General features: G+C 61.6%; 21 protein-coding genes and 7 tRNA genes. 25 read left to right on the top strand and 3 right to left on the bottom strand.

Annotation, left to right across the window (positions count from 1 at the left end; genetic code table 11):
* Positions 1-4: 4 nt before the first annotated feature.
* Positions 5-1039 carry a S49 family peptidase gene (locus tag ACLEJW_RS15220; protein ID WP_313459852.1) on the top strand — a complete coding sequence of 345 codons (1035 nt, stop codon included), beginning with the start codon at positions 5-7 and terminating at the stop codon, positions 1037-1039.
* 57 nt (positions 1040-1096) lie between these two features.
* Here ACLEJW_RS15220 and ACLEJW_RS15215 read toward each other — a convergent pair whose 3' ends face one another.
* Entirely contained in the window at positions 1097-1675 is a 579-nt protein-coding gene (locus ACLEJW_RS15215; protein WP_440777837.1) for a Maf family protein, read from the bottom strand.
* A gap of 95 nt (positions 1676-1770) precedes the next feature.
* Here ACLEJW_RS15215 and ACLEJW_RS15210 point away from each other — a divergent pair, with 95 nt between their 5' ends.
* The 15 genes from ACLEJW_RS15210 (at position 1771) to ACLEJW_RS15140 (ending at position 13923) form a co-directional block, all read left to right on the top strand.
* Positions 1771-2298 (top strand): YceD family protein, encoded by a 528-nt coding sequence (locus ACLEJW_RS15210; protein WP_145193122.1) that lies wholly within the window; start codon positions 1771-1773, stop codon positions 2296-2298.
* A 13-nt stretch (positions 2299-2311) separates the two neighbouring features.
* Entirely contained in the window at positions 2312-2494 is a 183-nt protein-coding gene (rpmF, locus tag ACLEJW_RS15205; protein WP_008096416.1) for a 50S ribosomal protein L32, read from the top strand.
* A 3-nt stretch (positions 2495-2497) separates the two neighbouring features.
* Positions 2498-3508: a phosphate acyltransferase PlsX gene (plsX, locus tag ACLEJW_RS15200; protein WP_145193124.1), complete on the top strand. Its 1011-nt coding sequence runs from the start codon at positions 2498-2500 to the stop codon at positions 3506-3508.
* Between the two features lie 153 nt (positions 3509-3661).
* The gene (gene fabD / locus ACLEJW_RS15195; RefSeq protein WP_145193125.1) at positions 3662-4600 is read left to right on the top strand and encodes an ACP S-malonyltransferase; all 939 of its coding nucleotides are present in this window, start codon (positions 3662-3664) and stop codon (positions 4598-4600) included.
* A 15-nt stretch (positions 4601-4615) separates the two neighbouring features.
* Positions 4616-5356: a 3-oxoacyl-ACP reductase FabG gene (fabG, locus tag ACLEJW_RS15190; protein ID WP_313647016.1), complete on the top strand. Its 741-nt coding sequence runs from the start codon at positions 4616-4618 to the stop codon at positions 5354-5356.
* 202 nt (positions 5357-5558) lie between these two features.
* Positions 5559-5795 carry an acyl carrier protein gene (acpP, locus tag ACLEJW_RS15185; RefSeq protein WP_145193129.1) on the top strand — a complete coding sequence of 79 codons (237 nt, stop codon included), beginning with the start codon at positions 5559-5561 and terminating at the stop codon, positions 5793-5795.
* 173 nt (positions 5796-5968) lie between these two features.
* A complete protein-coding gene (fabF, locus tag ACLEJW_RS15180; protein WP_313298271.1) occupies positions 5969-7213 on the top strand; it encodes a beta-ketoacyl-ACP synthase II in 1245 nt (414 codons plus the stop codon).
* Positions 7213-8028: an aminodeoxychorismate lyase gene (gene pabC / locus ACLEJW_RS15175; protein WP_440777836.1), complete on the top strand. Its 816-nt coding sequence runs from the start codon at positions 7213-7215 to the stop codon at positions 8026-8028. Before fabF ends, pabC begins: the two co-directional genes overlap by 1 nt.
* A gap of 4 nt (positions 8029-8032) precedes the next feature.
* Positions 8033-9148 (top strand): endolytic transglycosylase MltG, encoded by a 1116-nt coding sequence (gene mltG, locus ACLEJW_RS15170; protein WP_440777835.1) that lies wholly within the window; start codon positions 8033-8035, stop codon positions 9146-9148.
* Between the two features lie 9 nt (positions 9149-9157).
* Complete coding sequence (tmk, locus tag ACLEJW_RS15165) at positions 9158-9790, top strand: dTMP kinase (RefSeq protein WP_145193135.1); 633 nt, start codon at positions 9158-9160, stop codon at positions 9788-9790.
* Positions 9783-10769 carry a DNA polymerase III subunit delta' gene (locus tag ACLEJW_RS15160; protein WP_440777834.1) on the top strand — a complete coding sequence of 329 codons (987 nt, stop codon included), beginning with the start codon at positions 9783-9785 and terminating at the stop codon, positions 10767-10769. The genes tmk and ACLEJW_RS15160 overlap by 8 nt, the downstream gene beginning before the upstream one ends.
* A gap of 29 nt (positions 10770-10798) precedes the next feature.
* Complete coding sequence (locus ACLEJW_RS15155) at positions 10799-11581, top strand: TatD family hydrolase (RefSeq protein WP_145193139.1); 783 nt, start codon at positions 10799-10801, stop codon at positions 11579-11581.
* Between the two features lie 406 nt (positions 11582-11987).
* A complete protein-coding gene (locus ACLEJW_RS15150) occupies positions 11988-12623 on the top strand; it encodes a TetR/AcrR family transcriptional regulator (protein WP_145193141.1) in 636 nt (211 codons plus the stop codon).
* Positions 12624-12746: 123 nt separating this feature from the next.
* A complete protein-coding gene (locus ACLEJW_RS15145; protein WP_440777833.1) occupies positions 12747-13352 on the top strand; it encodes a DUF4823 domain-containing protein in 606 nt (201 codons plus the stop codon).
* 10 nt (positions 13353-13362) lie between these two features.
* Complete coding sequence (locus tag ACLEJW_RS15140; RefSeq protein ID WP_313298290.1) at positions 13363-13923, top strand: DUF1285 domain-containing protein; 561 nt, start codon at positions 13363-13365, stop codon at positions 13921-13923.
* A 72-nt stretch (positions 13924-13995) separates the two neighbouring features.
* Here ACLEJW_RS15140 and ACLEJW_RS15135 read toward each other — a convergent pair.
* Both ACLEJW_RS15135 and ACLEJW_RS15130 read right to left on the bottom strand, forming a co-directional pair.
* Positions 13996-14071: transfer RNA gene (locus tag ACLEJW_RS15135), tRNA-Asn, on the bottom strand.
* 63 nt (positions 14072-14134) lie between these two features.
* Complete coding sequence (locus ACLEJW_RS15130) at positions 14135-15331, bottom strand: amino acid aminotransferase (RefSeq protein ID WP_145193147.1); 1197 nt, start codon at positions 15329-15331, stop codon at positions 14135-14137.
* Between the two features lie 287 nt (positions 15332-15618).
* Between ACLEJW_RS15130 and uvrB the strand changes: the two genes are divergently transcribed.
* From uvrB to ACLEJW_RS15085, 9 genes are all read left to right on the top strand, one after another.
* Positions 15619-17634 carry an excinuclease ABC subunit UvrB gene (gene uvrB / locus ACLEJW_RS15125; protein ID WP_145193149.1) on the top strand — a complete coding sequence of 672 codons (2016 nt, stop codon included), beginning with the start codon at positions 15619-15621 and terminating at the stop codon, positions 17632-17634.
* 121 nt (positions 17635-17755) lie between these two features.
* Positions 17756-19237, top strand: a complete 1482-nt coding sequence (gene gltX / locus ACLEJW_RS15120; RefSeq protein WP_313298294.1) for a glutamate--tRNA ligase — start codon at positions 17756-17758, stop codon at positions 19235-19237.
* A gap of 222 nt (positions 19238-19459) precedes the next feature.
* Positions 19460-19535, top strand: a tRNA-Ala gene (locus ACLEJW_RS15115).
* 72 nt (positions 19536-19607) lie between these two features.
* A tRNA-Glu gene (locus ACLEJW_RS15110) sits at positions 19608-19683 on the top strand.
* Positions 19684-19734: 51 nt separating this feature from the next.
* A tRNA-Ala gene (locus ACLEJW_RS15105) sits at positions 19735-19810 on the top strand.
* A 42-nt stretch (positions 19811-19852) separates the two neighbouring features.
* Positions 19853-19928 (top strand) — tRNA-Glu (locus ACLEJW_RS15100).
* Between the two features lie 62 nt (positions 19929-19990).
* Positions 19991-20066: transfer RNA gene (locus ACLEJW_RS15095), tRNA-Ala, on the top strand.
* A 42-nt stretch (positions 20067-20108) separates the two neighbouring features.
* Positions 20109-20184, top strand: a tRNA-Glu gene (locus tag ACLEJW_RS15090).
* A 170-nt stretch (positions 20185-20354) separates the two neighbouring features.
* Complete coding sequence (locus ACLEJW_RS15085) at positions 20355-20789, top strand: acyl-CoA thioesterase (protein WP_313460164.1); 435 nt, start codon at positions 20355-20357, stop codon at positions 20787-20789.
* The last annotated feature ends 21 nt before the right edge of the window (positions 20790-20810 follow it).

Below are 20810 nucleotides of genomic sequence, written 5' to 3'. Positions count from 1 at the left end.
AAGCATGGCTGACGAGTGGAAAGAGCCGATAAACGAAACCGAGCAAGAGCGTCTTGCTCGTGAACGTCGTCTCGCCGAGGCCGAAGAGGCGCGGGTCGAGCGCAAGAGCTGGCACCTGCTGGAAAAGACCCTCCTGGCCGGTGTGCAGGAGCAGCGCAGGTCGCGACGCTGGGGGATCTTCTTCAAGCTGCTGACCTTCGTCTACCTGTTCGGTCTGCTGGCGCTGTTTTCACCCTTCATGGACATGGACAAGGCGGCGTCGCGCTCGGGCAATCACACGGCATTGATCGAGGTGCGCGGGGTGATCGCCGATCAGGAGTCGGCCAGCGCCGACAATCTGGTCAAGAGCTTGCGCGAGGCGTTCAAGGATGCCAAGACCAAGGCGGTGGTGCTGCGTATCAACAGTCCTGGTGGCAGCCCGGTTCAGGCGGGTTATGTGTATGACGAGATTCGCCGCCTGCGTGCCGAGCATCCGGATATCAAGTTGTATGCAGTGATTGCCGACCTCGGCGCGTCTGGCGCGTACTACATCGCCAGCGCCGCTGATGAGATCTATGCCGACAAAGCCAGTCTGGTGGGTTCGATTGGCGTGACGGCGGCGGGCTACGGGTTTGTCGGTACCATGGACAAGCTGGGCGTCGAGCGCCGTACCTACACGGCCGGAGAGCACAAGGCGTTTCTGGACCCTTTCTCGCCGGAAAAACCTGAAGAGCGTGCATTCTGGCAGGGCGTGCTGAACAACACGCACCAGCAGTTCATCGCCATGGTCAAGCAGGGCAGGGGCGATCGTTTGAAGGACAAGGAGCATCCAGAGCTGTTCAGTGGCTTGGTATGGTCGGGTGAGCAGGCCAAGGCGCTGGGCTTGATCGATGGGCTAGGCAGTGCCAGCTATGTGGCGCGCGAGATCGTCGGGGAGAAGGACCTGGTCGATTACACCGTGCAGGAATCGCCTTTCGATCGATTTTCCAAGCGTGTAGGTGCCAGTGTGGCTGAGCATCTGGCCCTGTGGATGGGGTTCCAGGGGCCGCAGTTGCGCTGAGTTCGCGATGCGTGTTGCGGCGCCCGGTGTCACGGGCGCCGCAACGCTCGAGCCAGGCTAAGGGATGACCACGCCTTCCTCGGTCAGCATGTCCACCAGTCGAATCAGCGGCAGCCCGATCAGGCTGGTCGCATCGCACCCGTGGGTGCTCTGAAACAGGCTCACGCCCAAACCCTCTGCCTTGAAGCTCCCGGCGCAATCGAGCGGTTGCTCTGCTGCTACGTAGCGTTCCACGCGCTCGCGGTCCAGCGCGCGCATCGTCACCGTGAACGGCACGCAATCGACCTGGCAATGCCCGGTCGACGTATTGAGCAGCGCCAGTCCGGTCAGGAAAGTCACCTGTTTGCCGCTGGCTTGGAGCAATTGCTCGCAGGCCCGTTCGGCAGTATGCGGCTTGCCGAGGATCTGCTCGCCGAGCACGGCTACCTGGTCGGAGCCGATGATCAGGTGTGCGGGGTGGCTCGTCGCCAGTGCCTCGGCTTTCTGGCGGGCCAGGCGGCGCACCAGGTCGGCGGCGGGCTCCTGGGCAAGGCGCTGTTCGTCTAGATCGGGGCTCGCCCACTGGAAGGGCAGGCGCAGGCGCGCGAGCAATTCGCGCCGGTAAGAAGAGCTGGAAGCCAGCAACAGAGGCAGCATGATAGACTCCTGATCAGTTGCACCGATTCTAACATGCAAGATGCCGCCTAATTTCCTTTGACAGGTGCGGGGGGCATCCCTAGAATGCTGCGCCTATGTTGAATGACCCGATTCCACCTCACGTTGACCCGCGCAAATTAGCCGATCGAGGCGTATCCATCACCGGTACGCTGCAACTCGCTGATTTGGAAAGACTCTGCGACCCGCTTTCCGACGATGTCGGTACGGTGCAGGCGAAGTTCGATTTTGAACGAGATGAACAGCACGTGGTGGTTATCCACAGCGAGCTGGATGTCGAAGTCAAAATGGTTTGCCAGCGTTGTCTTGAGCTGGTCACCCTGCCGATCCACAGCGAATGTACGTACGCCGTGGTGAAGGAGGGTGCGAATACCCAGTCGTTGCCGAAAGGCTATGACGTGCTGGAACTGGGCGAAGATCCATTGGATCTGCAGGCCTTGGTCGAGGAAGAGCTGTTGCTCGCCTTGCCCATCGTGCCTGCTCATCATCCGGAAGATTGCCAGCAGCCGGCGGGCGCAGACGAGCCCGACTCGAGCAAGGACGAGGTATCGCGGTCCAACCCGTTCAGTGTTTTGGCGCAGTTAAAGCGTGACCCAAACGTTTAGGAGTTAATCAATTATGGCTGTTCAGCAGAACAAAAAATCCCGCTCTGCCCGTGACATGCGCCGTTCGCACGACGCCCTGTCGGAAAACGCGCTGTCGGTAGAGAAAAGCACCGGTGAAGTACACCTGCGCCACCACGTATCGCCTGAAGGCGTATACCGTGGTCGCAAAGTGATCGACAAGGGCGCTGACGAGTAATCCTTGTCCGCTCAGATCATCGCGATCGACGCAATGGGCGGGGACTTCGGTCCCCGCAGCATTGTCCAGGCTAGCATTGCCTGCCTCACGGCTACACCCTCGCTGCACCTGACCCTCGTCGGTCAACCCTCCCTCCTTGAAGATCTTGTCGGCAGCCTTTCGGCGGCGGATCGCGCGCGCCTGCAAATCGTCGCTGCCTCTGAGGTGATCGGAATGGACGAGCGGCCCGCTCAGGCGCTGCGCAGCAAGCCGGACTCGTCGATGCGCATCGCCCTCGAACTGGTGCGTGACGGCAAGGCGCAAGCCTGCGTCAGTGCCGGCAACACGGGCGCGCTGATGGCCTTGTCGCGTTTCGTGCTAAAGACGTTGCCAGGGATCGATCGGCCGGCCATGGTGGCGGCGATTCCCACCCAAGCTGGCTATTGTCAGCTGCTCGACCTGGGCGCGAATGTCGACTGCAGTGCCGAAAACCTCTATCAGTTCGCGGTGATGGGTTCGGTGGCTGCGCAGGCCCTGGGCATTCATCGTCCGCGGGTGGCGCTGCTCAATGTCGGTACCGAAGACATCAAGGGCAATCAGCAGGTCAAGCTCGCAGCCACGCTGCTGCAAAACGCGCGTGGGCTGAACTACATCGGCTTCGTGGAAGGTGACGGGCTGTATCGCGGTGAAGCCGACGTGGTGGTTTGCGATGGGTTTGTCGGCAATATTCTGCTCAAGTCCAGCGAGGGCCTGGCGACTATGATCGGCGCTCGCATCGAGCGGCTGTTCAAGGCTGGGCCGTTGTCCCGCTTGGCTGGAGCGGTCGCCATGCCGTTGCTCAAGCGGCTGCAGGCCGACCTGGCGCCTGCGCGGCACAATGGCGCGAGTTTCCTCGGGCTGCAGGGCATTGTCATCAAGAGTCACGGTTCGGCCGGGGTCGAAGGCTTGCAGAGCGCCATTCAACGCGCGCTGATCGAAATCCAGGAAAACCTGCCTCAACGCTTGCACGGGCGGTTGGAGGATCTACTGCCCTAGTCGCCATGGCGGCAACAAAGCTTTTGGGCATTTCGCCGATGAAGTGCTTAAATGTGACCGCTTGGTCCGTGTTTCCATCCAAGTTCTCAGATTCAGCGCCGGGCCAAAGCCCGGTGCACACCATCCGACGACAAGATCATAAGGGCTTGTTCAATGTCTGCATCCCTCGCATTCGTCTTCCCCGGTCAAGGTTCTCAGTCCCTGGGCATGCTCGCCGAACTCGGCGCTGAAAAGCCGGTGGTCATCGAGACCTTCAAGGAGGCCTCCGAGGCTCTGGGTTACGACCTGTGGAAGCTGGTTCAGGAAGGCCCGGAAGAGCAACTCAATCAAACCGACAAGACCCAGCCGGCGATCCTGACGGCCTCCATCGCCCTGTGGCGCCTCTGGTTGGAAGAGGGTGGTGCGCAGCCCGCCTTCGTTTCCGGTCACAGCCTGGGTGAATACAGCGCCCTGGTTGCCGCTGGTGCGCTCTCGCTCAAGGACGCCGTGCGTCTGGTCGAGCGCCGCGGCCAGTTGATGCAGGAAGCCGTTCCTGCCGGTCATGGCGCCATGGCGGCGATCCTCGGGCTGGACGACGCCATTGTGGTGGGCATCTGCGCCGAAGCGGCCGAGGATGAAGTGGTCAGTGCGGTCAACTTCAACTCTCCAGGCCAGGTGGTCATCGCCGGCAACAAAGCGGCGGTGGACCGCGCCATCGAGCTGTGCAAAGCCAAAGGGGCCAAGCGCGCCTTGCCGCTGGCGGTCAGCGTACCCTCGCACTGCGCCCTGATGAAGCCCGCGGCCGAGCGTTTCGCCGATGCGGTCAACGCCATCGAATGGCAGGCGCCACAGATCCCGGTGGTGCAGAACGTTTCGGCAGCCGTGCCCGCCGACCTCGAGCAGCTCAAGCAGGACCTGCTGGCCCAGCTATACCAGCCCGTACGCTGGGTGGAGTGCGTACAGACCCTGGCCGCCGGTGGCGCGGTCAACCTGGTCGAGTGCGGTCCTGGCAAGGTGCTGGCTGGCCTGAACAAGCGTTGCGCCGACGGCGTGACCACCTACAACCTCAATACCCCCGACGCCATCGCCGCCGCCCGTGCGGCGCTGGCCTGATTTGGAGAAGCTCGCATGAGCCTGCAAGGTAAAGTTGCCCTGGTCACCGGCGCCAGCCGCGGTATCGGCCAGGCTATCGCCCTCGAGCTGGGCCGCCAGGGCGCAACCGTGATCGGTACGGCCACCTCGGATTCCGGCGCCGAACGCATTGCTGCCACCCTCAAGGAGCATGGCATCGCCGGCACCGGCATGGCGCTCAACGTCACCAGCCCCGAGTCGGTCGAATCCGTACTGGCAGCCATCGGCGCGCAGTTCGGTGCCCCGGCCATCCTGGTCAACAACGCCGGCATCACCCGTGACAACCTCATGCTGCGCATGAAGGATGATGAGTGGTTCGATGTGATCGACACCAATCTCAACAGCCTTTACCGTCTGTCCAAGGGCGTGCTGCGCGGCATGACCAAGGCACGCTGGGGTCGTATCATCAGCATCGGCTCGGTCGTCGGTGCCATGGGCAACGCTGGCCAGGCCAACTATGCGGCTGCCAAGGCGGGTCTGGAAGGTTTCAGTCGCGCACTGGCGCGTGAGGTCGGCTCGCGCGGTATCACCGTCAACTCGGTGACCCCGGGCTTCATCGACACCGACATGACCCGCGAGCTGCCAGAGGCGCAGCGTGAAGCCCTGCAGACTCAGATTCCGCTGGGTCGCCTGGGCCAGGCCGACGAAATTGCCAAGGTGGTTTCGTTCCTGGCTTCGGACGGCGCAGGCTACGTTACCGGCGCTACCGTGCCGGTCAACGGCGGGATGTACATGTAAAACCGCAACGCGATGTGACGGATTGCTTTAAAAAAGAGTCATACTGCGAGCCTAAAATCCGTTATAAAGCTGCAACCAGATTCCAGGCAGAGGGTCTGCCGACTGACCGAAGGTGCGTTCCGCTTGAAAAGCGAACGTCTTTCTATAAACTTGGTCACCGGCCAGCTGCCTGACATATGTCCATTAGGAGTGAAAACTAGGTATGAGCACCATCGAAGAACGCGTCAAGAAAATCGTCGCCGAGCAACTGGGCGTCAAGGAAGAGGAAGTGACTCCTGAGAAATCCTTCGTTGATGACCTGGGTGCTGATTCGCTTGACACCGTTGAGCTGGTGATGGCTCTGGAAGAGGAATTCGAGACCGAAATTCCTGACGAAGAAGCCGAGAAGATCACTACCGTTCAAGCTGCGATCAACTACGTCAACAGCCACCAGGCTTAAGACACTGTAGTCGACGCTTTTTGTCGAGAAGAACCGCACTGCCTTCGCTGGCGTGCGGTTTTTTCTTTGCCAGCCGCGGGTGTCGTTGCCCTCGCCGCGAGAGCTTGTTGCCATTTCATTCCGTTGCTTGGATGCAATGGCAAGAAACTCTGTGATTAGAAAAGGAGAGTACTGTGTCGCGTAGACGCGTCGTGGTCACCGGTATGGGTATGCTGTCGCCACTGGGTACCGATGTACCGAGCACCTGGCAGGGCATTCTGGCTGGCCGCAGTGGCATCGGTCCGATCGAGCATACGGACTTGTCTGCCTACTCCACCCGTTTTGGCGGCTCGGTGAAAGGCTTCGAGGTCGAGCAATACCTGTCGGCCAAGGAAGCCCGCAAACTTGATCTGTTCATTCAATACGGCCTGGCGGCCGGCTTCCAGGCGGTACGCAACGCCGGGCTGGAAGTGACCGACGCCAACCGCGAGCGCATTGGTGTGGCCATGGGCTCGGGTATCGGCGGTCTGACCAATATCGAAGAAACCAGTCGTACCCTGCATGAGCAGGGCCCGCGGCGCATCTCGCCGTTCTTCGTGCCAGGGTCGATCATCAACATGATCTCGGGCTTCCTGTCGATCCACCTGGGACTGCAGGGGCCGAACTATGCCATTGCGACCGCCTGCACCACAGGCACCCATTGCATCGGCATGGCCGCGCGCAACATTGCCTACGGCGAAGCCGACGTGATGATCGCAGGCGGCGCGGAAATGGCAGCCTGCGGCCTGGGCATGGGCGGCTTCGGGGCTTCGCGGGCGCTGTCCACGCGCAACGACGAGCCAGCGCGTGCCAGCCGTCCGTGGGATAAAGGCCGTGACGGCTTCGTGCTGTCCGACGGTGCAGGTGCCCTGGTGCTCGAAGAGCTGGAGCACGCCCAGGCCCGCGGCGCGACTATCTACGCCGAGCTGGTGGGCTTCGGCATGAGCGGCGATGCTTACCACATGACCTCGCCGCCTGACAGCGGTGAGGGTGCGGCGCGCTGCATGGCCAACGCCTTGCGTGATGCTGGCGTGCAACCTGAAGAGGTGAGCTACATCAACGCCCACGGCACCTCGACGCCGGCAGGTGATATTGCCGAGGTGGCAGCTATCAAGCGCGTGTTTGGCGAGCATGCCTACAAGCTGGCCGTCAGCTCGACCAAGTCGATGACCGGTCACTTGCTCGGCGCTGCCGGTGCGGTGGAAGCGATCTTCAGCGTGCTGGCGATCAACAGCCAGATGGCCCCGCCGACCATCAACCTCGATGAGCCGGACGAGGGCTGCGATCTTGACTTCGTGCCGCATCAGGCGCGCAGCATGCCGATCGAAGTCGTGCTGTCCAACTCGTTCGGTTTCGGTGGCACCAACGGCTCGCTGGTGTTCCGCCGGTTCGCCGGCTGATGCAGAGCTGGGTCGACGGTCAGCCTGCGGCGGCAGTCGCCTTGCACAACCGCGGCCTGGCCTACGGTGACGGGCTGTTTGAAACCATCGCCGTGCGCGGTGGCCGTCCGAGTCTGCTCGACGGCCACATGGCGCGCCTGGCGCTAGGATGTCAGCGCCTGGGCATCGACGCCGACATGGCGTTGATGCGCGATGAAGTACTGCGCTTTGCCAGCTTGCTTGGCGAAGGCGTTGCCAAGCTGATCGTCACGCGCGGCGACAGCCTGCGCGGCTATGCGCCGGTGCTGGACGCGGCGCCGCGGCGAATCCTGCAGGGCGCTGCGTTGCCCAGCTACCCGGCGCAGCACGCCGAACACGGCATACGGCTTTTCCCTTGCCAGACCCGCCTCGGGGAACAACCGCTGCTAGCAGGCCTCAAACACCTCAATCGCCTGGAGCAGGTGCTGGCCCGCGCCGAATGGCAGGACAGCGAGCACGCCGAAGGCTTGATGCGCGATAGCCAAGGTCGGGTGATCGAGGCGGTCTATAGCAACCTGTTTCTGCTGCGTGAGGGGGCGTTGATCACGGCCGACCTGCGTCGCTGTGGTGTAGCCGGGGTGATGCGCGGCGCTTTGCTCGAGCAGGCGCAGCACCTGGGCATGGCCGTGCAGGTGCGCGATATCGCCTTCGACGAGCTGGCGCAGGCGGACGAACTGTTCGTCTGCAACAGTGTTTATGGCATTTGGCCGGTGCGCGCTTTCGCTGCACTGAACTGGTCGCCGGGCCCGCTCACCCGTAAACTGCAGGCCGTTGCCCGTACGTTACTGGATACCTGAATTCGTGAGACGCAAATTCCTGCTGCTGCTGGAAATGAGCCTGATCCTTGCTGGCCTGACGCTGGGTTGGTCAGCGTGGAAGATCGGCTCGGTGCTCGAGCAGCCCCTGCATGTCAGCGAAGAGCAGATGCTCGACGTGCCCACCGGGACTACGCCCAATCGCATGTTCTATCGCATGCAAGCCGATGGCTTGCTCGATGACGCCTTCTGGCTGCGCCTGTACTGGCGCTTCAACATGGCCGGCACGCCGCTGCATACCGGCGAATATCGCCTGACCCCCGGCATGAGCGTGGAAAACCTGTTCGACGCCTGGCGCCGCGGCGACGTGGTGCAGTACAACCTCACCTTGGTCGAGGGTTGGACGTTCCGCCAGGTGCGCGCGGCAGTAGCCAAGCATGAAAAGCTCAAGCACACGCTCGATGGCCTGAGCGATGCGCAAGTGATGGACAAGCTTGGCCATACCGGCGTGTTCCCCGAAGGGCGCTTCTTCCCTGACACCTACCGCTTCGTGCGTGGCATGAGCGATGTCGAGCTGCTGCAACAGGCCTACATGCGCCTGGACGAAGTGCTGGCCAAGGAATGGGCCGCGCGCGCCACCGATCTTCCTTACCGCGACCCCTACCAGGCGCTCATCATGGCGTCGTTGGTTGAGAAGGAAACCGGTATCCCGCAGGAGCGCGGACAGATCGCAGGTGTGTTCATTCGGCGCCTGCGCCTGGGCATGATGCTGCAGACCGACCCGACGGTCATCTATGGCATGGGCGAGCGCTACAACGGCAGAATCACCCGTGCCGACCTGCGTGAACCTACCCCCTACAACACCTACACCATCACCGGCCTGCCGCCGACTCCCATCGCCATGGTCGGGCGCGAGGCGATCCATGCCGCGCTCAATCCGGCCGATGGCACCAGCCTGTATTTCGTCGCTCGCGGCGATGGCAGCCACGTGTTCTCCGACGACCTGGACGACCATAACTCGGCAGTTCGCGAGTTTCAGCTCAAGCGCCGTGCCGATTACCGCTCTAGCCCGGCCACGCAGCCTGCGCCTGCCGAGCCTGCTGCGCAACCGGCCGAGCAGGCCGAGCCGGCCGACGCGTCGGCGCCAGATCAACCCCAGTAAGGACTGCCTGTGAGCGGCTTGTTTATAACCCTTGAAGGCCCCGAAGGCGCGGGCAAGAGCACCAACCGTGATTACCTGGCCGCACGCTTGCGCGAGCACGGCCTGGACGTGGTGCTGACCCGCGAACCGGGGGGGACGCCCCTGGCGGAAAAAATCCGAGAATTGTTGCTCGCCCCCAGTGATGAGCGCATGGCGGCCGACACCGAGCTGCTGCTGGTGTTCGCCGCCCGTGCGCAGCACCTGGCCGAAGTGATTCGCCCGGCACTGGCGCGTGGTGCGGTGGTACTGTGCGACAGGTTCACCGATGCGACCTATGCCTATCAGGGCGGCGGACGCGGCCTTTCGCTGGCGCGCATTGGCATGCTTGAGCAGTTCGTCCAAGCTGACCTGCGTCCCGATCTGACCCTGGTGTTCGATCTGCCTGTCGAAGTCGGCTTGGCCCGTGCCGCTGCCAGGGGCCGTCTGGACCGCTTCGAGCAGGAAGGCAAAGCCTTCTTCGACGCCGTGCGACACGCTTACCTGCAACGGGCCGAGGCCCAACCGCAGCGCTATAGCCTGCTCGATGCCGCGCAGCCGCTGGAGCGCGTGCAGTCGGCGATCGATGCGTTGCTGCCGGGCATCGTGGAACGCTGCCATGGCTGAAGCCTACCCTTGGCACCAGGCGCTCTGGCAACAACTGGCCGGGCGCGCCCAGCATGCCCACGCCTACCTGCTGCACGGTGCGCAGGGCACCGGCAAGCGGGCTCTGGCCGAACGCCTGATGGCGCGTCTGTTATGCCAGCAGCCAAATGGCCCGGATGCCTGTGGGCAGTGCAAGGCCTGCCTGCTGCTCAAGGCCGGCAGTCATCCAGACAACTTTGTGCTCCAGCCTGAAGAGCCCGACAAGCCGATCAAGGTCGATCAGGTGCGCGAGCTGGTGTCGTTCGTGGTCCAGACGGCGCAATTGGGCGGGCGCAAGGTGGTGCTGATCGAGCCGGTCGAGGCGATGAACGTCAATGCCTCCAATGCCTTGCTCAAAAGCCTGGAAGAGCCATCGGGCGATACCGTGTTGTTGTTGGTCAGTCACCAGTCCAGCCGACTGCTGCCTACCATCAAAAGCCGCTGTCAGCAGATCACCTGCCCGCAGCCTGGCCTCACCCAGAGCCGGGCGTGGCTTGCGGCAGCGTTGCCTGAACAGGGTACAGAGCAACATGCCCAGCTGCTCGCGTTGGCGGCAGGGTCGCCGCTGCGGGCGCTGAGTCTGCATGCCCAGGGAGTGCTCGAACAGCGGGCGTTGGTCGTCGAGGGCGTCAAGAAGCTGCTCAAGCAGCAAGCGTCGCCCAGTCAATTGGCCGAGGCCTGGAACGGCGTGCCGCTGTTGCTGATATTCGACTGGTTCTGCGACTGGGCACAGTTGATCCTGCGTTACCAGTTGACCGAGGACGAAGCCGGGTTAGGCTTGGAGGACATGCGCAAGGTAGTGCAATACCTTGCGCAAAAAACTCGCCAGGGCCGGGTGCTCGATGTCCAGGCATGGATTCTGGAGCAGCGCCAGAAGGTGCTTGGCAAGGCCAACCTCAATCGCGTATTGCTGCTCGAAGCCTTGCTTGCCCATTGGGTTCAGTTGCCGGCTTCGCGCTGATTCTTTCACCTTTCACACGTGCCACCGCCATGCTTGTAGATTCCCATTGCCACCTTGATCGCCTGGACCTGAGCGCCCACCAAGGCTCGCTCGATGCCGCCTTGCAAGCCGCGCGCGAGCGCGGTGTGGGGCATTTTCTGTGTATCGGCGTCAGCGCCGAGAATGCCGGAGCAGTGAAGGCGCTCAGCGAGCACTATGCCGATGTCGACTGCTCGGTAGGCGTGCATCCACTCGACCTGGCGCCCGGCGAGACGCCAGCGCTGGAGTGGCTATTGCGCGAGCTGGCGCACCCGCATGTGGTCGCGATCGGTGAAACCGGCCTGGACTATCACTACGAGCCTGAAGCGGCCGAGTTGCAGCAGGCATCGTTCCGCCTGCACCTTGAAGCATCGCGCCAGACTGGCAAGCCTGTGATCGTGCACACCCGCGCGGCCCGGGCGGACACCCTGGCCTTGCTGCGTGAGGCGGACCTCGCCCAGGCGGGTGTTCTGCACTGCTTCACCGAGGACTGGGACATGGCCAAGGCCGCACTTGATCTGGGTTACTACATCTCCCTTTCCGGCATCGTGACGTTCCGCAATGCCGAGGCGCTGCGCGACGTGGCGCGACAGGTGCCGGTCGATCGCCTGCTGGTGGAAACCGATTCGCCTTATCTGGCGCCGATTCCACATCGCGGCAAGCCCAACCTGCCGCAGTACGTGCGTGAGGTGGCTGAGTACGTGGCGTCGTTGCGCGGCGTGAGCTACGCGCAGTTGGCCGAACAGACCACGGCCAACTTCAAGCGTCTGTTCCCCTTGGCACGGGTGGCCTGAGGCTGCAGCACCTGCAAAAAAAAACCCGGGTTCTGGGGGGGAAACCGGGTTAAGACCATTAGGAGTAAAACAAAGGTACGCGGTCCCTGAGCACCTTTATCGACGCGCCACTCGGGGGGATGCGTCGCGTCGACACTTCAAGTATTGGTCAAGTCCGGCGCGGCGCCAGGGCTTTTTTGTACGTTTTTTAAACAGATTTGGAATACGTGTGCGAGTGCTTCCTTCCTGAAAGCAGTTCACCGTTGCCAAACCCTGCACCACGCGGCCTGAAATTAATGAGTGCACGAGGGTGGAGGCATGCGATTGGGCCATAACGCATCATGAAACACAGGGATCTTTGGATGATCCGTGCAATTTGCTGCAAGTTAGGCATAATAATCCGCTTCAATGTCATCCAGTCCTTCCTATGCAGAAAGAACCTCGTAAGGTCCGTGAGTTTCGCCGTCGCGAACAGGAAATCCTCGATACCGCGCTGAAGCTGTTTCTCGAACAGGGTGAAGACAGCGTCACTGTCGAGATGATCGCCGACGCGGTGGGTATCGGCAAAGGCACCATCTACAAGCACTTCAAGTCCAAGGCAGAAATCTACCTGCGCTTGATGCTCGACTACGAGCGCGATTTGAACGCACTGCTGCATTCGGCCGACGTCGACCGTGACAAAGAGGCGTTGTCGCGCGCCTATTTCGAATTCCGCATGCGTGACCCGCAGCGCTACCGTCTGTTCGACCGCCTCGAAGAAAAGGTGGTGAAGGGCAACCAGGTCCCAGACATGGTCGAGGAGCTGCACAGCATCCGTGCCTCTAATTTCGACCGGTTGACTCAGCTCATCAAGGGTCGTATCAGCGAAGGCAAACTCGAAGATGTGCCGCCTTATTTCCACTATTGCGCGGCCTGGGCCCTGGTGCATGGCGCAGTGGCGCTGTACCACTCGCCGTTCTGGAGCAATGTGCTCGAGGACCAGGAGGGTTTTTTCCAGTTCCTCATGGACATCGGCGTGCGCATGGGCAACAAGCGCAAGCGCGACCCTGAGCCCGCTGGCTGAAGCGGCTTAGGCGCATTCGCCGGCAGCACTGCGGTGACGACGTTGACCAGCGGGTCGAGCTGGCGCAAAAGCTGCATCCCGCGGCTATTCGCCGGTTTTTCGTCACCGGTCACTGGAGGAAAGATGCGTAGCCTGGTCTTGCTGCTGGCGCTGATGGCGCTGGGCGGCTGCATGAATGTCAGCGATATGGGCGAGGGCGTCCGTTACCATATGAGCGATGCGGGTCTGCGGAATCACAGCGATACCCGTCGCACCTTGTCGATCCGCCTGCAGCCGGACTCATTCATCTTCATCGGCCAGGGCGCCTTCATGCCACCCGGCAAAGGGCCGCTGCCCAAGCAGAATGCGGTGGCCGAAGAAGCCTTCAAGAGCTTTGTGGAATATTTCCCGCTGGTGCGACGTGCCCAAGGACCGCTGGGCCTTGAGGAAGCGCTCGCGCAAGCGCGTTCGGTGGGCGCCGATTATGTCCTCTACACCCGCTTTGCCCGCACTGACGATCGCATTGGCAACGGCGATGAGTGGTATGACGAGCAAGCCGTCGATCGTCTGGGTTGGGACAGCGGTGTGGTGCAGATGATGCTGATCGAAACCAATACTCGCTACCTGATCGACACGGCGCGGATCAAGAGCCGTGGCGGATTGTTGACGTTTCACGACCAGACGCCCCAGGGTTTGCTTGCAGCGCCCATGCGCGAGTACGCTCGTAGCCTTCTGGGCATGAGCAGGTAGGGGCAGAGTGATGACTGAAACCGGCAAAGCGAACGATCTCCTGGCGCAACTGCCTGCCGGTAAAGGTTTGCCACCGGTCCATCTGTGGAACCCGGCATTCTGTGGCGATATCGACATGCGTATCGCCCGTGATGGCACCTGGTATTACCTGGGTACGCCGATCGGGCGCAAGCCGATGGTGCGCTTGTTTTCATCCATTATCCGCCGCGACGGCGATGATTACTTCCTGGTAACGCCAGTCGAGAAAGTCGGTATTCGCGTCGACGATGCGCCGTTCGTGGTCGTGTCCCTGGACGTTCAAGGCAGTGGGCCGAGTCAGGTGCTGCGTTTTACCAGCAACGTGGACGATCAGGTTGACGCCGGGCCGCTCAATCCCCTGCGGGTGGAAACCGACCCGTCGACCCAGGAGCCGTCACCTTACGTGCTGATGCGTAGCAACCTTGAAGCGCTGATCAATCGCAACGTGTTCTATCAACTGGTGGAGTTGGCGGTACCCCACACCGTTGACGGCCAGCGATGGCTCGGTGTCTGGAGCCAGGGTGAATTCTATCCATTGGGACGCGACGCCTGAGCGTGTGGCACTGACGATACACGCCCACGAAAAAGCCCCCGATGCTTGCGCATACGGGGGCTTTTCAGTATTTGGCTCCGCGACCTGGACTCGAACCAGGGACCCAATGATTAACAGTCATTTGCTCTACCGACTGAGCTATCGCGGAATCTGCGCGTATCTTAACGTCTGCCAGGAGGAAGTCAAGCCCACCTCCTGGCAAATCAAGCAGTTACAGCACTTCGACGATGGCCTTGGTGACCACGTGGATGTTGCTCTGGTTCAGCGCGGCGACCGCGATGCGACCGGTGTCCAGGGCATAGATGCCGAAGTCGTTCTTCAGCCGTGCGACCTGATCGACGCTCAGGCCCGAGTAGGAGAACATGCCCACCTGGCGCCCGACGAAGCTGAAATCGCGCTTGGCGCCATACTCGGCAAGCAGCAGTACCATCTGCTTGCGCATGCCATGGATGCGCTCGCGCATTTCAGCCAGCTCGGTCTCCCACATGTGACGCAGCTCAGGGCTGTTAAGCACAGTGGCGACGATGGTCGCACCGTGGGTCGGAGGGTTGGAGTAGGTGGTGCGGATGACCCGCTTGACCTGCGACAGCACGCGAGTGCTCTCGTCCTTCGAGGCGGTCACGATCGACAACGCACCGACACGCTCGCCATACAGCGAGAAGGATTTGGAGAAGGAGCTGGAGACGAAGAATTCCAGGCCCGATTCAGCGAACAGGCGCACGGCGAAGGCGTCCTCGTCGATCCCCTCACCAAAGCCCTGGTAGGCCATGTCGAGGAACGGTACGTGACCCTTGGCCTTGACCACGTCCAGGACGTTTTTCCAGTCTTCCAGTGTCAGGTCCACGCCGGTCGGGTTGTGGCAGCAGGCATGCAGTACCACGACCGAGCCCGCTGGCAAGGCGTTGAGGTCTTCGAGCATGCCGGTGCGGTTGACGTCGTTGCTAGGCGCGTCGTAATAGCGGTAGGTCTGCACTGGGAAGCCTGCGCCTTCGAACAAGGCGCGGTGGTTTTCCCAGCTCGGATCGCTGATGGCGACCACAGCGTCAGGCGAGATGCGCTTGAGGAAGTCGGCACCGATCTTCAATGCGCCGGTTCCGCCCACCGCCTGCACGGTCACCACACGGCCCGCGGCCAGCAGCGGCGACTGGGCGCCGAACAGCAGCTGCTGCACGGCCTGGTCATAGGTGGCGATACCGTCGATTGGCAGGTAACCCCGCGAGGCGTGCTGGGCGGCACGCTGAGTCTCGGCTTCGATCACGGCGCGCAGCAGCGGAATGCGGCCCTCTTCATTGCAGTAAACGCCCACCCCGAGGTTGACCTTATCGGTACGCGGATCGGCATTGAAAGCTTCGTTGAGGCCCAGGATAGGGTCGCGGGGTGCCAGCTCGACAGCGGAAAACAGGCTCATTGTTACTTCGGCTCTGATTGGAGAGTGAAAAGGCGTACACGCTCCAGCCGAATGCACTGAAGCGGTGCACAAACGGGGAGTCAGTATAGAGATACCGGCGTGTGGCTGCGACAGCCTGGCGCAGGTTTTGCGGCTATTTGCCCGAATTTTTTTCGACCATTGGTCGAATTGCCCGGTCAACCGTAATGCGCGTTCACAGCTTGGTCTGGATAACGACCCCTGGGAGACGCATAAGGGTATAAACTACTGGCTAAATTTACAGTTGCTGCGTCACCGCGAGGTCTGCCATGTCCGAGTTCCAGCTCGTCACCCGTTTCCAGCCCGCCGGCGATCAGCCCGAGGCCATTCGCCAGATGGTCGAGGGCGTCGAGGCCGGCTTGTCGCACCAGACCCTGCTCGGGGTAACCGGTTCAGGCAAGACTTTCAGCATCGCCAATGTCATCCAGCGGGTGCAGCGACCGACACTGGTGCTGGCGCCGAACAAGACTCTCGCTGCCCAGCTGTACGGCGAGTTCAAGGCGTTTTTCCCGAACAACGCGGTGGAGTATTTCGTTTCCTACTACGATTACTACCAGCCGGAAGCCTATGTGCCGTCGTCCGACACCTTCATCGAAAAAGATGCCTCGATCAACGACCACATCGAGCAAATGCGGCTGTCGGCGACCAAGGCCCTGCTCGAGCGCCGCGATGCCATCATCGTCACGACCGTGTCGTGCATTTATGGCCTGGGCAGCCCTGAAACCTATTTGAAAATGGTGCTGCACGTCGACCGTGGCGACAAGCTCGACCAGCGCGCACTGCTGCGGCGCCTGGCAGACCTGCAATACACCCGCAACGAAATGGACTTCGCCCGCGCCACCTTCCGCGTGCGCGGCGACGTGATCGATATCTTCCCGGCCGAATCGGATCTCGAGGCGATTCGCATCGAGCTGTTCGACGACGAGGTGGAGAACATCGCCGCCTTCGACCCGCTGACCGGCGAGGTGTTTCGCAAGCTGCCGCGCTTCACGTTCTACCCCAAGAGCCACTACGTCACCCCGCGTGAGACGCTGCTGGACGCGGTAGAGGGCATCAAGGCCGAGCTCAAGGACCGGCTCGAGTACCTGCACAAGGCCAACAAGCTGGTCGAGGCCCAGCGTCTCGAGCAGCGCACCCGCTTCGACCTGGAGATGATCCTCGAGCTTGGCTACTGCAACGGTATCGAAAACTACTCGCGCTACCTGTCCGGTCGCCCAGCCGGCGCGCCGCCACCGACCTTGTATGATTACTTGCCGGCCGATGCCTTGCTGGTCATCGACGAATCCCACGTCAGTGTTCCGCAGGTCGGCGCCATGTACAAAGGCGATCGCTCGCGCAAGGAGACGCTGGTCGAGTACGGCTTCCGTCTGCCTTCTGCGCTGGACAACCGGCCAATGCGCTTCGATGAATGGGAAGCGGTGAGTCCGCAGACCATCTTCGTCTCAGCAACGCCTGGGCCCTATGAGGCCGAGCACGCGGGTAGGGTGGTCGAGCAGGTGGTGCGTCCGACCGGCCTGGTCGACCCGCAGGTCGAAATACGCCCGGCGTTGACTCAGGTGGACGACCTGCTGTCCGAGATCCGCAAGCGCGTCGAGCAAGGCGACCGGGTGCTGGCGACCACGCTCACCAAGCGCATGGCCGAAGACCTCACCGATTACCTGGCCGACCACGATGTGCGGGTGCGCTATCTGCACTCGGACATCGACACCGTGGAGCGCGTCGAGATCATCCGCGACCTGCGCCTGGGTACCTTCGATGTGCTGGTGGGCATCAACCTGCTGCGCGAAGGCCTGGACATGCCCGAGGTATCCTTGGTGGCGATCCTTGACGCCGACAAGGAAGGCTTCCTGCGCTCCGAACGCTCACTGATCCAGACCATCGGCCGGGCGGCGCGTAACCTCAATGGTCGCGCGATCCTGTACGCCGACAACATCACCGGCTCCATGCAGCGTGCCATTGACGAGACCGAGCGTCGCCGCGAGAAACAGCTGGCGTTCAACGAAGCCAATGGCATCGTGCCCAAAGGCGTGGTCAAGGACATCACCGACATCCTCGAAGGCGCCACGGTGCCGGGTGCGCGGAGCAAGAAACGCAAGGGCATGGCCAAGGCTGCCGAGGAAACCGCGCGCTACGAAGCCGAGCTGCGTACCCCTGGCGAGATCACCAAGCGCATCAAGCAACTGGAAGAAAAAATGATGCAGTTCGCCCGGGATCTCGAATTCGAGGCAGCCGCACAGTTGCGCGACGAAATCACCCAACTGCGCGAGCGCTTGATCACCACGTGATGACACTGCAGGCATGGCGCCGGGGCAGCAGGGCAGGGCATGCTGAGTACCACCGCTGGAGCCGGGTGCCTGCTCCCTGCTAACATCGCGCCTTTGTTTCATCTTTCGTTCGAGACCCTCCATGACCACCGTTCGTACGCGTATCGCGCCATCGCCCACTGGCGATCCCCATGTTGGCACTGCCTACATCGCCCTGTTCAACTACTGCTTCGCCAAGCAGCACGGCGGTGAGTTCATCCTGCGCATCGAAGACACCGATCAGCTGCGCTCCACCCGTGAATCTGAGCAGCAGATCTTCGACGCCCTGCGGTGGCTGGGCATCGAGTGGAATGAAGGTCCGGATGTCGGTGGCCCCCACGGCCCCTACCGGCAGAGCGAACGCGGCGAAATCTACGCCCAATACGCCAAGCAGCTCGTTGATGCCGGTCACGCCTTCTACTGCTTCTGCACCGCCGAGGAGCTGGAGCAAATGCGCGCCGAGCAAATGGCGCGTGGTGAAACGCCGCGCTACGACGGCCGTGCACTGTTGCTGAGCGATGAGCAAGTGCAGCGCCGGCTGGCCGCAGGTGAGCCGCACGTGATCCGCATGAAGGTGCCGAGCGAAGGCGTCTGTGTGGTGCCGGACATGCTGCGTGGCGATGTCGAGATCCCGTGGGATCGCATGGACATGCAGGTGCTGATGAAGAACGACGGCCTGCCGACCTACTTCCTGGCCAACGTCGTCGATGACCACCTGATGGGTATCACCCATGTGCTGCGTGGAGAGGAATGGCTGCCGTCCGCGCCGAAGTTGATCAAGCTGTACGAGTATTTCGGTTGGGAGCAGCCCAAGCTGTGCTACATGCCCCTGCTGCGTAACCCCGACAAGTCGAAGCTGTCCAAGCGCAAGAACCCGACTTCGGTGACCTTCTACGAACGTATGGGTTTCATGCCTGAGGCGATGCTCAACTACCTCGGCCGTATGGGCTGGTCGATGCCGGACGAGCGTGAGAAGTTCTCGCTGGCCGAAATGGTCGAGCACTTCGACCTGTCGCGGGTATCGCTCGGCGGCCCGATCTTCGACATCGAGAAGCTGTCCTGGCTCAATGGCCAGTGGCTGCGGGAGCTGCCGGTCGAGGCATTCGCCGCTCGCGTGCAGCAATGGGCCTTCAACAGCGATTACATGATGAAGATCGCACCGCATGTGCAAGGGCGGGTCGAAACCTTCAGCCAGATCGCACCGTTGGGCGGGTTCTTCTTCGAGGGTGCACTGAAGCTCGATGCCAAGCTGTTCGAAAGCAAGAAGCTCTCGAGCGATCAGGTGCGTCAGGTGTTGCAGTTGATCCTGTGGAAGCTCGAAGGCCTGCGTCAGTGGGAAAAAGAGCGGATTACCGGCTGCATTCAGGCAGTGGTGGACGCGCTGCAACTGAAGCTACGAGACGCCATGCCGCTGATGTTCGCGGCTATCACTGGCCAAGCCAGCTCGGTATCGGTGCTTGACGCCATGGAGATCCTTGGCCCAGACCTGACCCGTTACCGTCTGCGCCAGGCGCTTGACCTGCTGGGCGGTGTTTCCAAGAAAGAAAACAAAGAGTGGGAAAAGCTTTTGCTGACCATCGCTTGAGGGCCGAGGGGCGCGTCGTAAGGGCGCGCCATCGCTGCCGGGCGGGCAGTTGTGGCAGGGCAGGGCGGTAAGTGATTGTTATCTGTGAAAAAACTTTTGAAGTTTTTGAAAAATTCGTTTGACAGTCTGACCTGCCGATCTTAATATGCGCCCCGTCCACAGCGATGAACGTAAACGATACGCCAGGCACCCAGCCAGCGCTTCGGTTCAGAGTGACATTGTGGGGCTATAGCTCAGCTGGGAGAGCGCCTGCATGGCATGCAGGAGGTCAGCGGTTCGATCCCGCTTAGCTCCACCAAATTCCGTTCGGCAGTCATGGCTGTCGAGCAAGACCGGGTCCAGCAACCAGGTCTTGAAGGTAAGAAGGTTCGTCCCCTTCGTCTAGTGGCCTAGGACACCGCCCTTTCACGGCGGTAACAGGGGTTCGAGTCCCCTAGGGGACGCCAGTATTGCACAAGCGATGTTTCACAATCGCTGGGCCGCGAGGCTAAAAATCCGGGGCTATAGCTCAGCTGGGAGAGCGCCTGCATGGCATGCAGGAGGTCAGCGGTTCGATCCCGCTTAGCTCCACCAATTTTGCCGCGGTTTGCGCAAGCGAACCGGCACGAAGGTTACGTCCCCTTCGTCTAGTGGCCTAGGACACCGCCCTTTCACGGCGGTAACAGGGGTTCGAGTCCCCTAGGGGACGCCACTTTTACCCGCGTTTTGCGGGACTTAAAAGGCTTGTTCGCATATTGAATGAGTCTTTGTTTCGGGGCTATAGCTCAGCTGGGAGAGCGCCTGCATGGCATGCAGGAGGTCAGCGGTTCGATCCCGCTTAGCTCCACCATTTCTGCCAGGGTTCACACTATTGAACCTGCGCGAAGGTTACGTCCCCTTCGTCTAGTGGCCTAGGACACCGCCCTTTCACGGCGGTAACAGGGGTTCGAGTCCCCTAGGGGACGCCATTTTTACCCGCGTTTTGCGGGACTTTTAAGGCTCATTCGCATATTGAATGGGCCTTTTGTTTTTTCCCTGATAAATCCCGGCATTAGCCAGTGGCGGCACAGCGTCACACAAGACTGGACTTTTAGCGCATCTACCCGGCTAAATTCGGTTTTATCTCAAGGAAGCGGGCATGAGCTGGGACTTGGCAGCGCCATTCATCATCGACTTGCGCGTGAGTAGCGAAGACATCGACGGGCTCGGCCACGCCAACAACGCGGTCTATGTCACCTGGCTCGAACGCTGCGCCTGGCGCCACTCTCAGCGTCTGGGCCTGGATCTGGCAGAGTACCGTCGTCTTGATCGGGCGATGGCAGTTGTGCGCCATGAAATCGATTACCACGCCGCTGGCTACGAGGACGACGAGCTGCAACTGGCAACCTGGATCGTCGATTGGGATCAGCGCCTGCGCATGACTCGACGCTTTCAGCTCAAGCGCCCACGTGACGGCGTGACCTTATTGCGGGCGCAGACCACATTCGCCTGCATCGAGCTCTCCACTGGCAAGCCCAAGCGCATGCCCGCCGAATTTCTCGAAGGCTACGGTCCGGCGCTGATCGGTCGCTGAAGCGCGCGCATTGTTTGGTAG

Origin of the sequence: Pseudomonas sp. SMSB3 (genome assembly GCF_052041965.1) — a bacterium.
GTDB lineage: Bacteria > Pseudomonadota > Gammaproteobacteria > Pseudomonadales > Pseudomonadaceae > Aquipseudomonas.
This window is presented reverse-complemented; position numbering and strand designations above follow the sequence as displayed.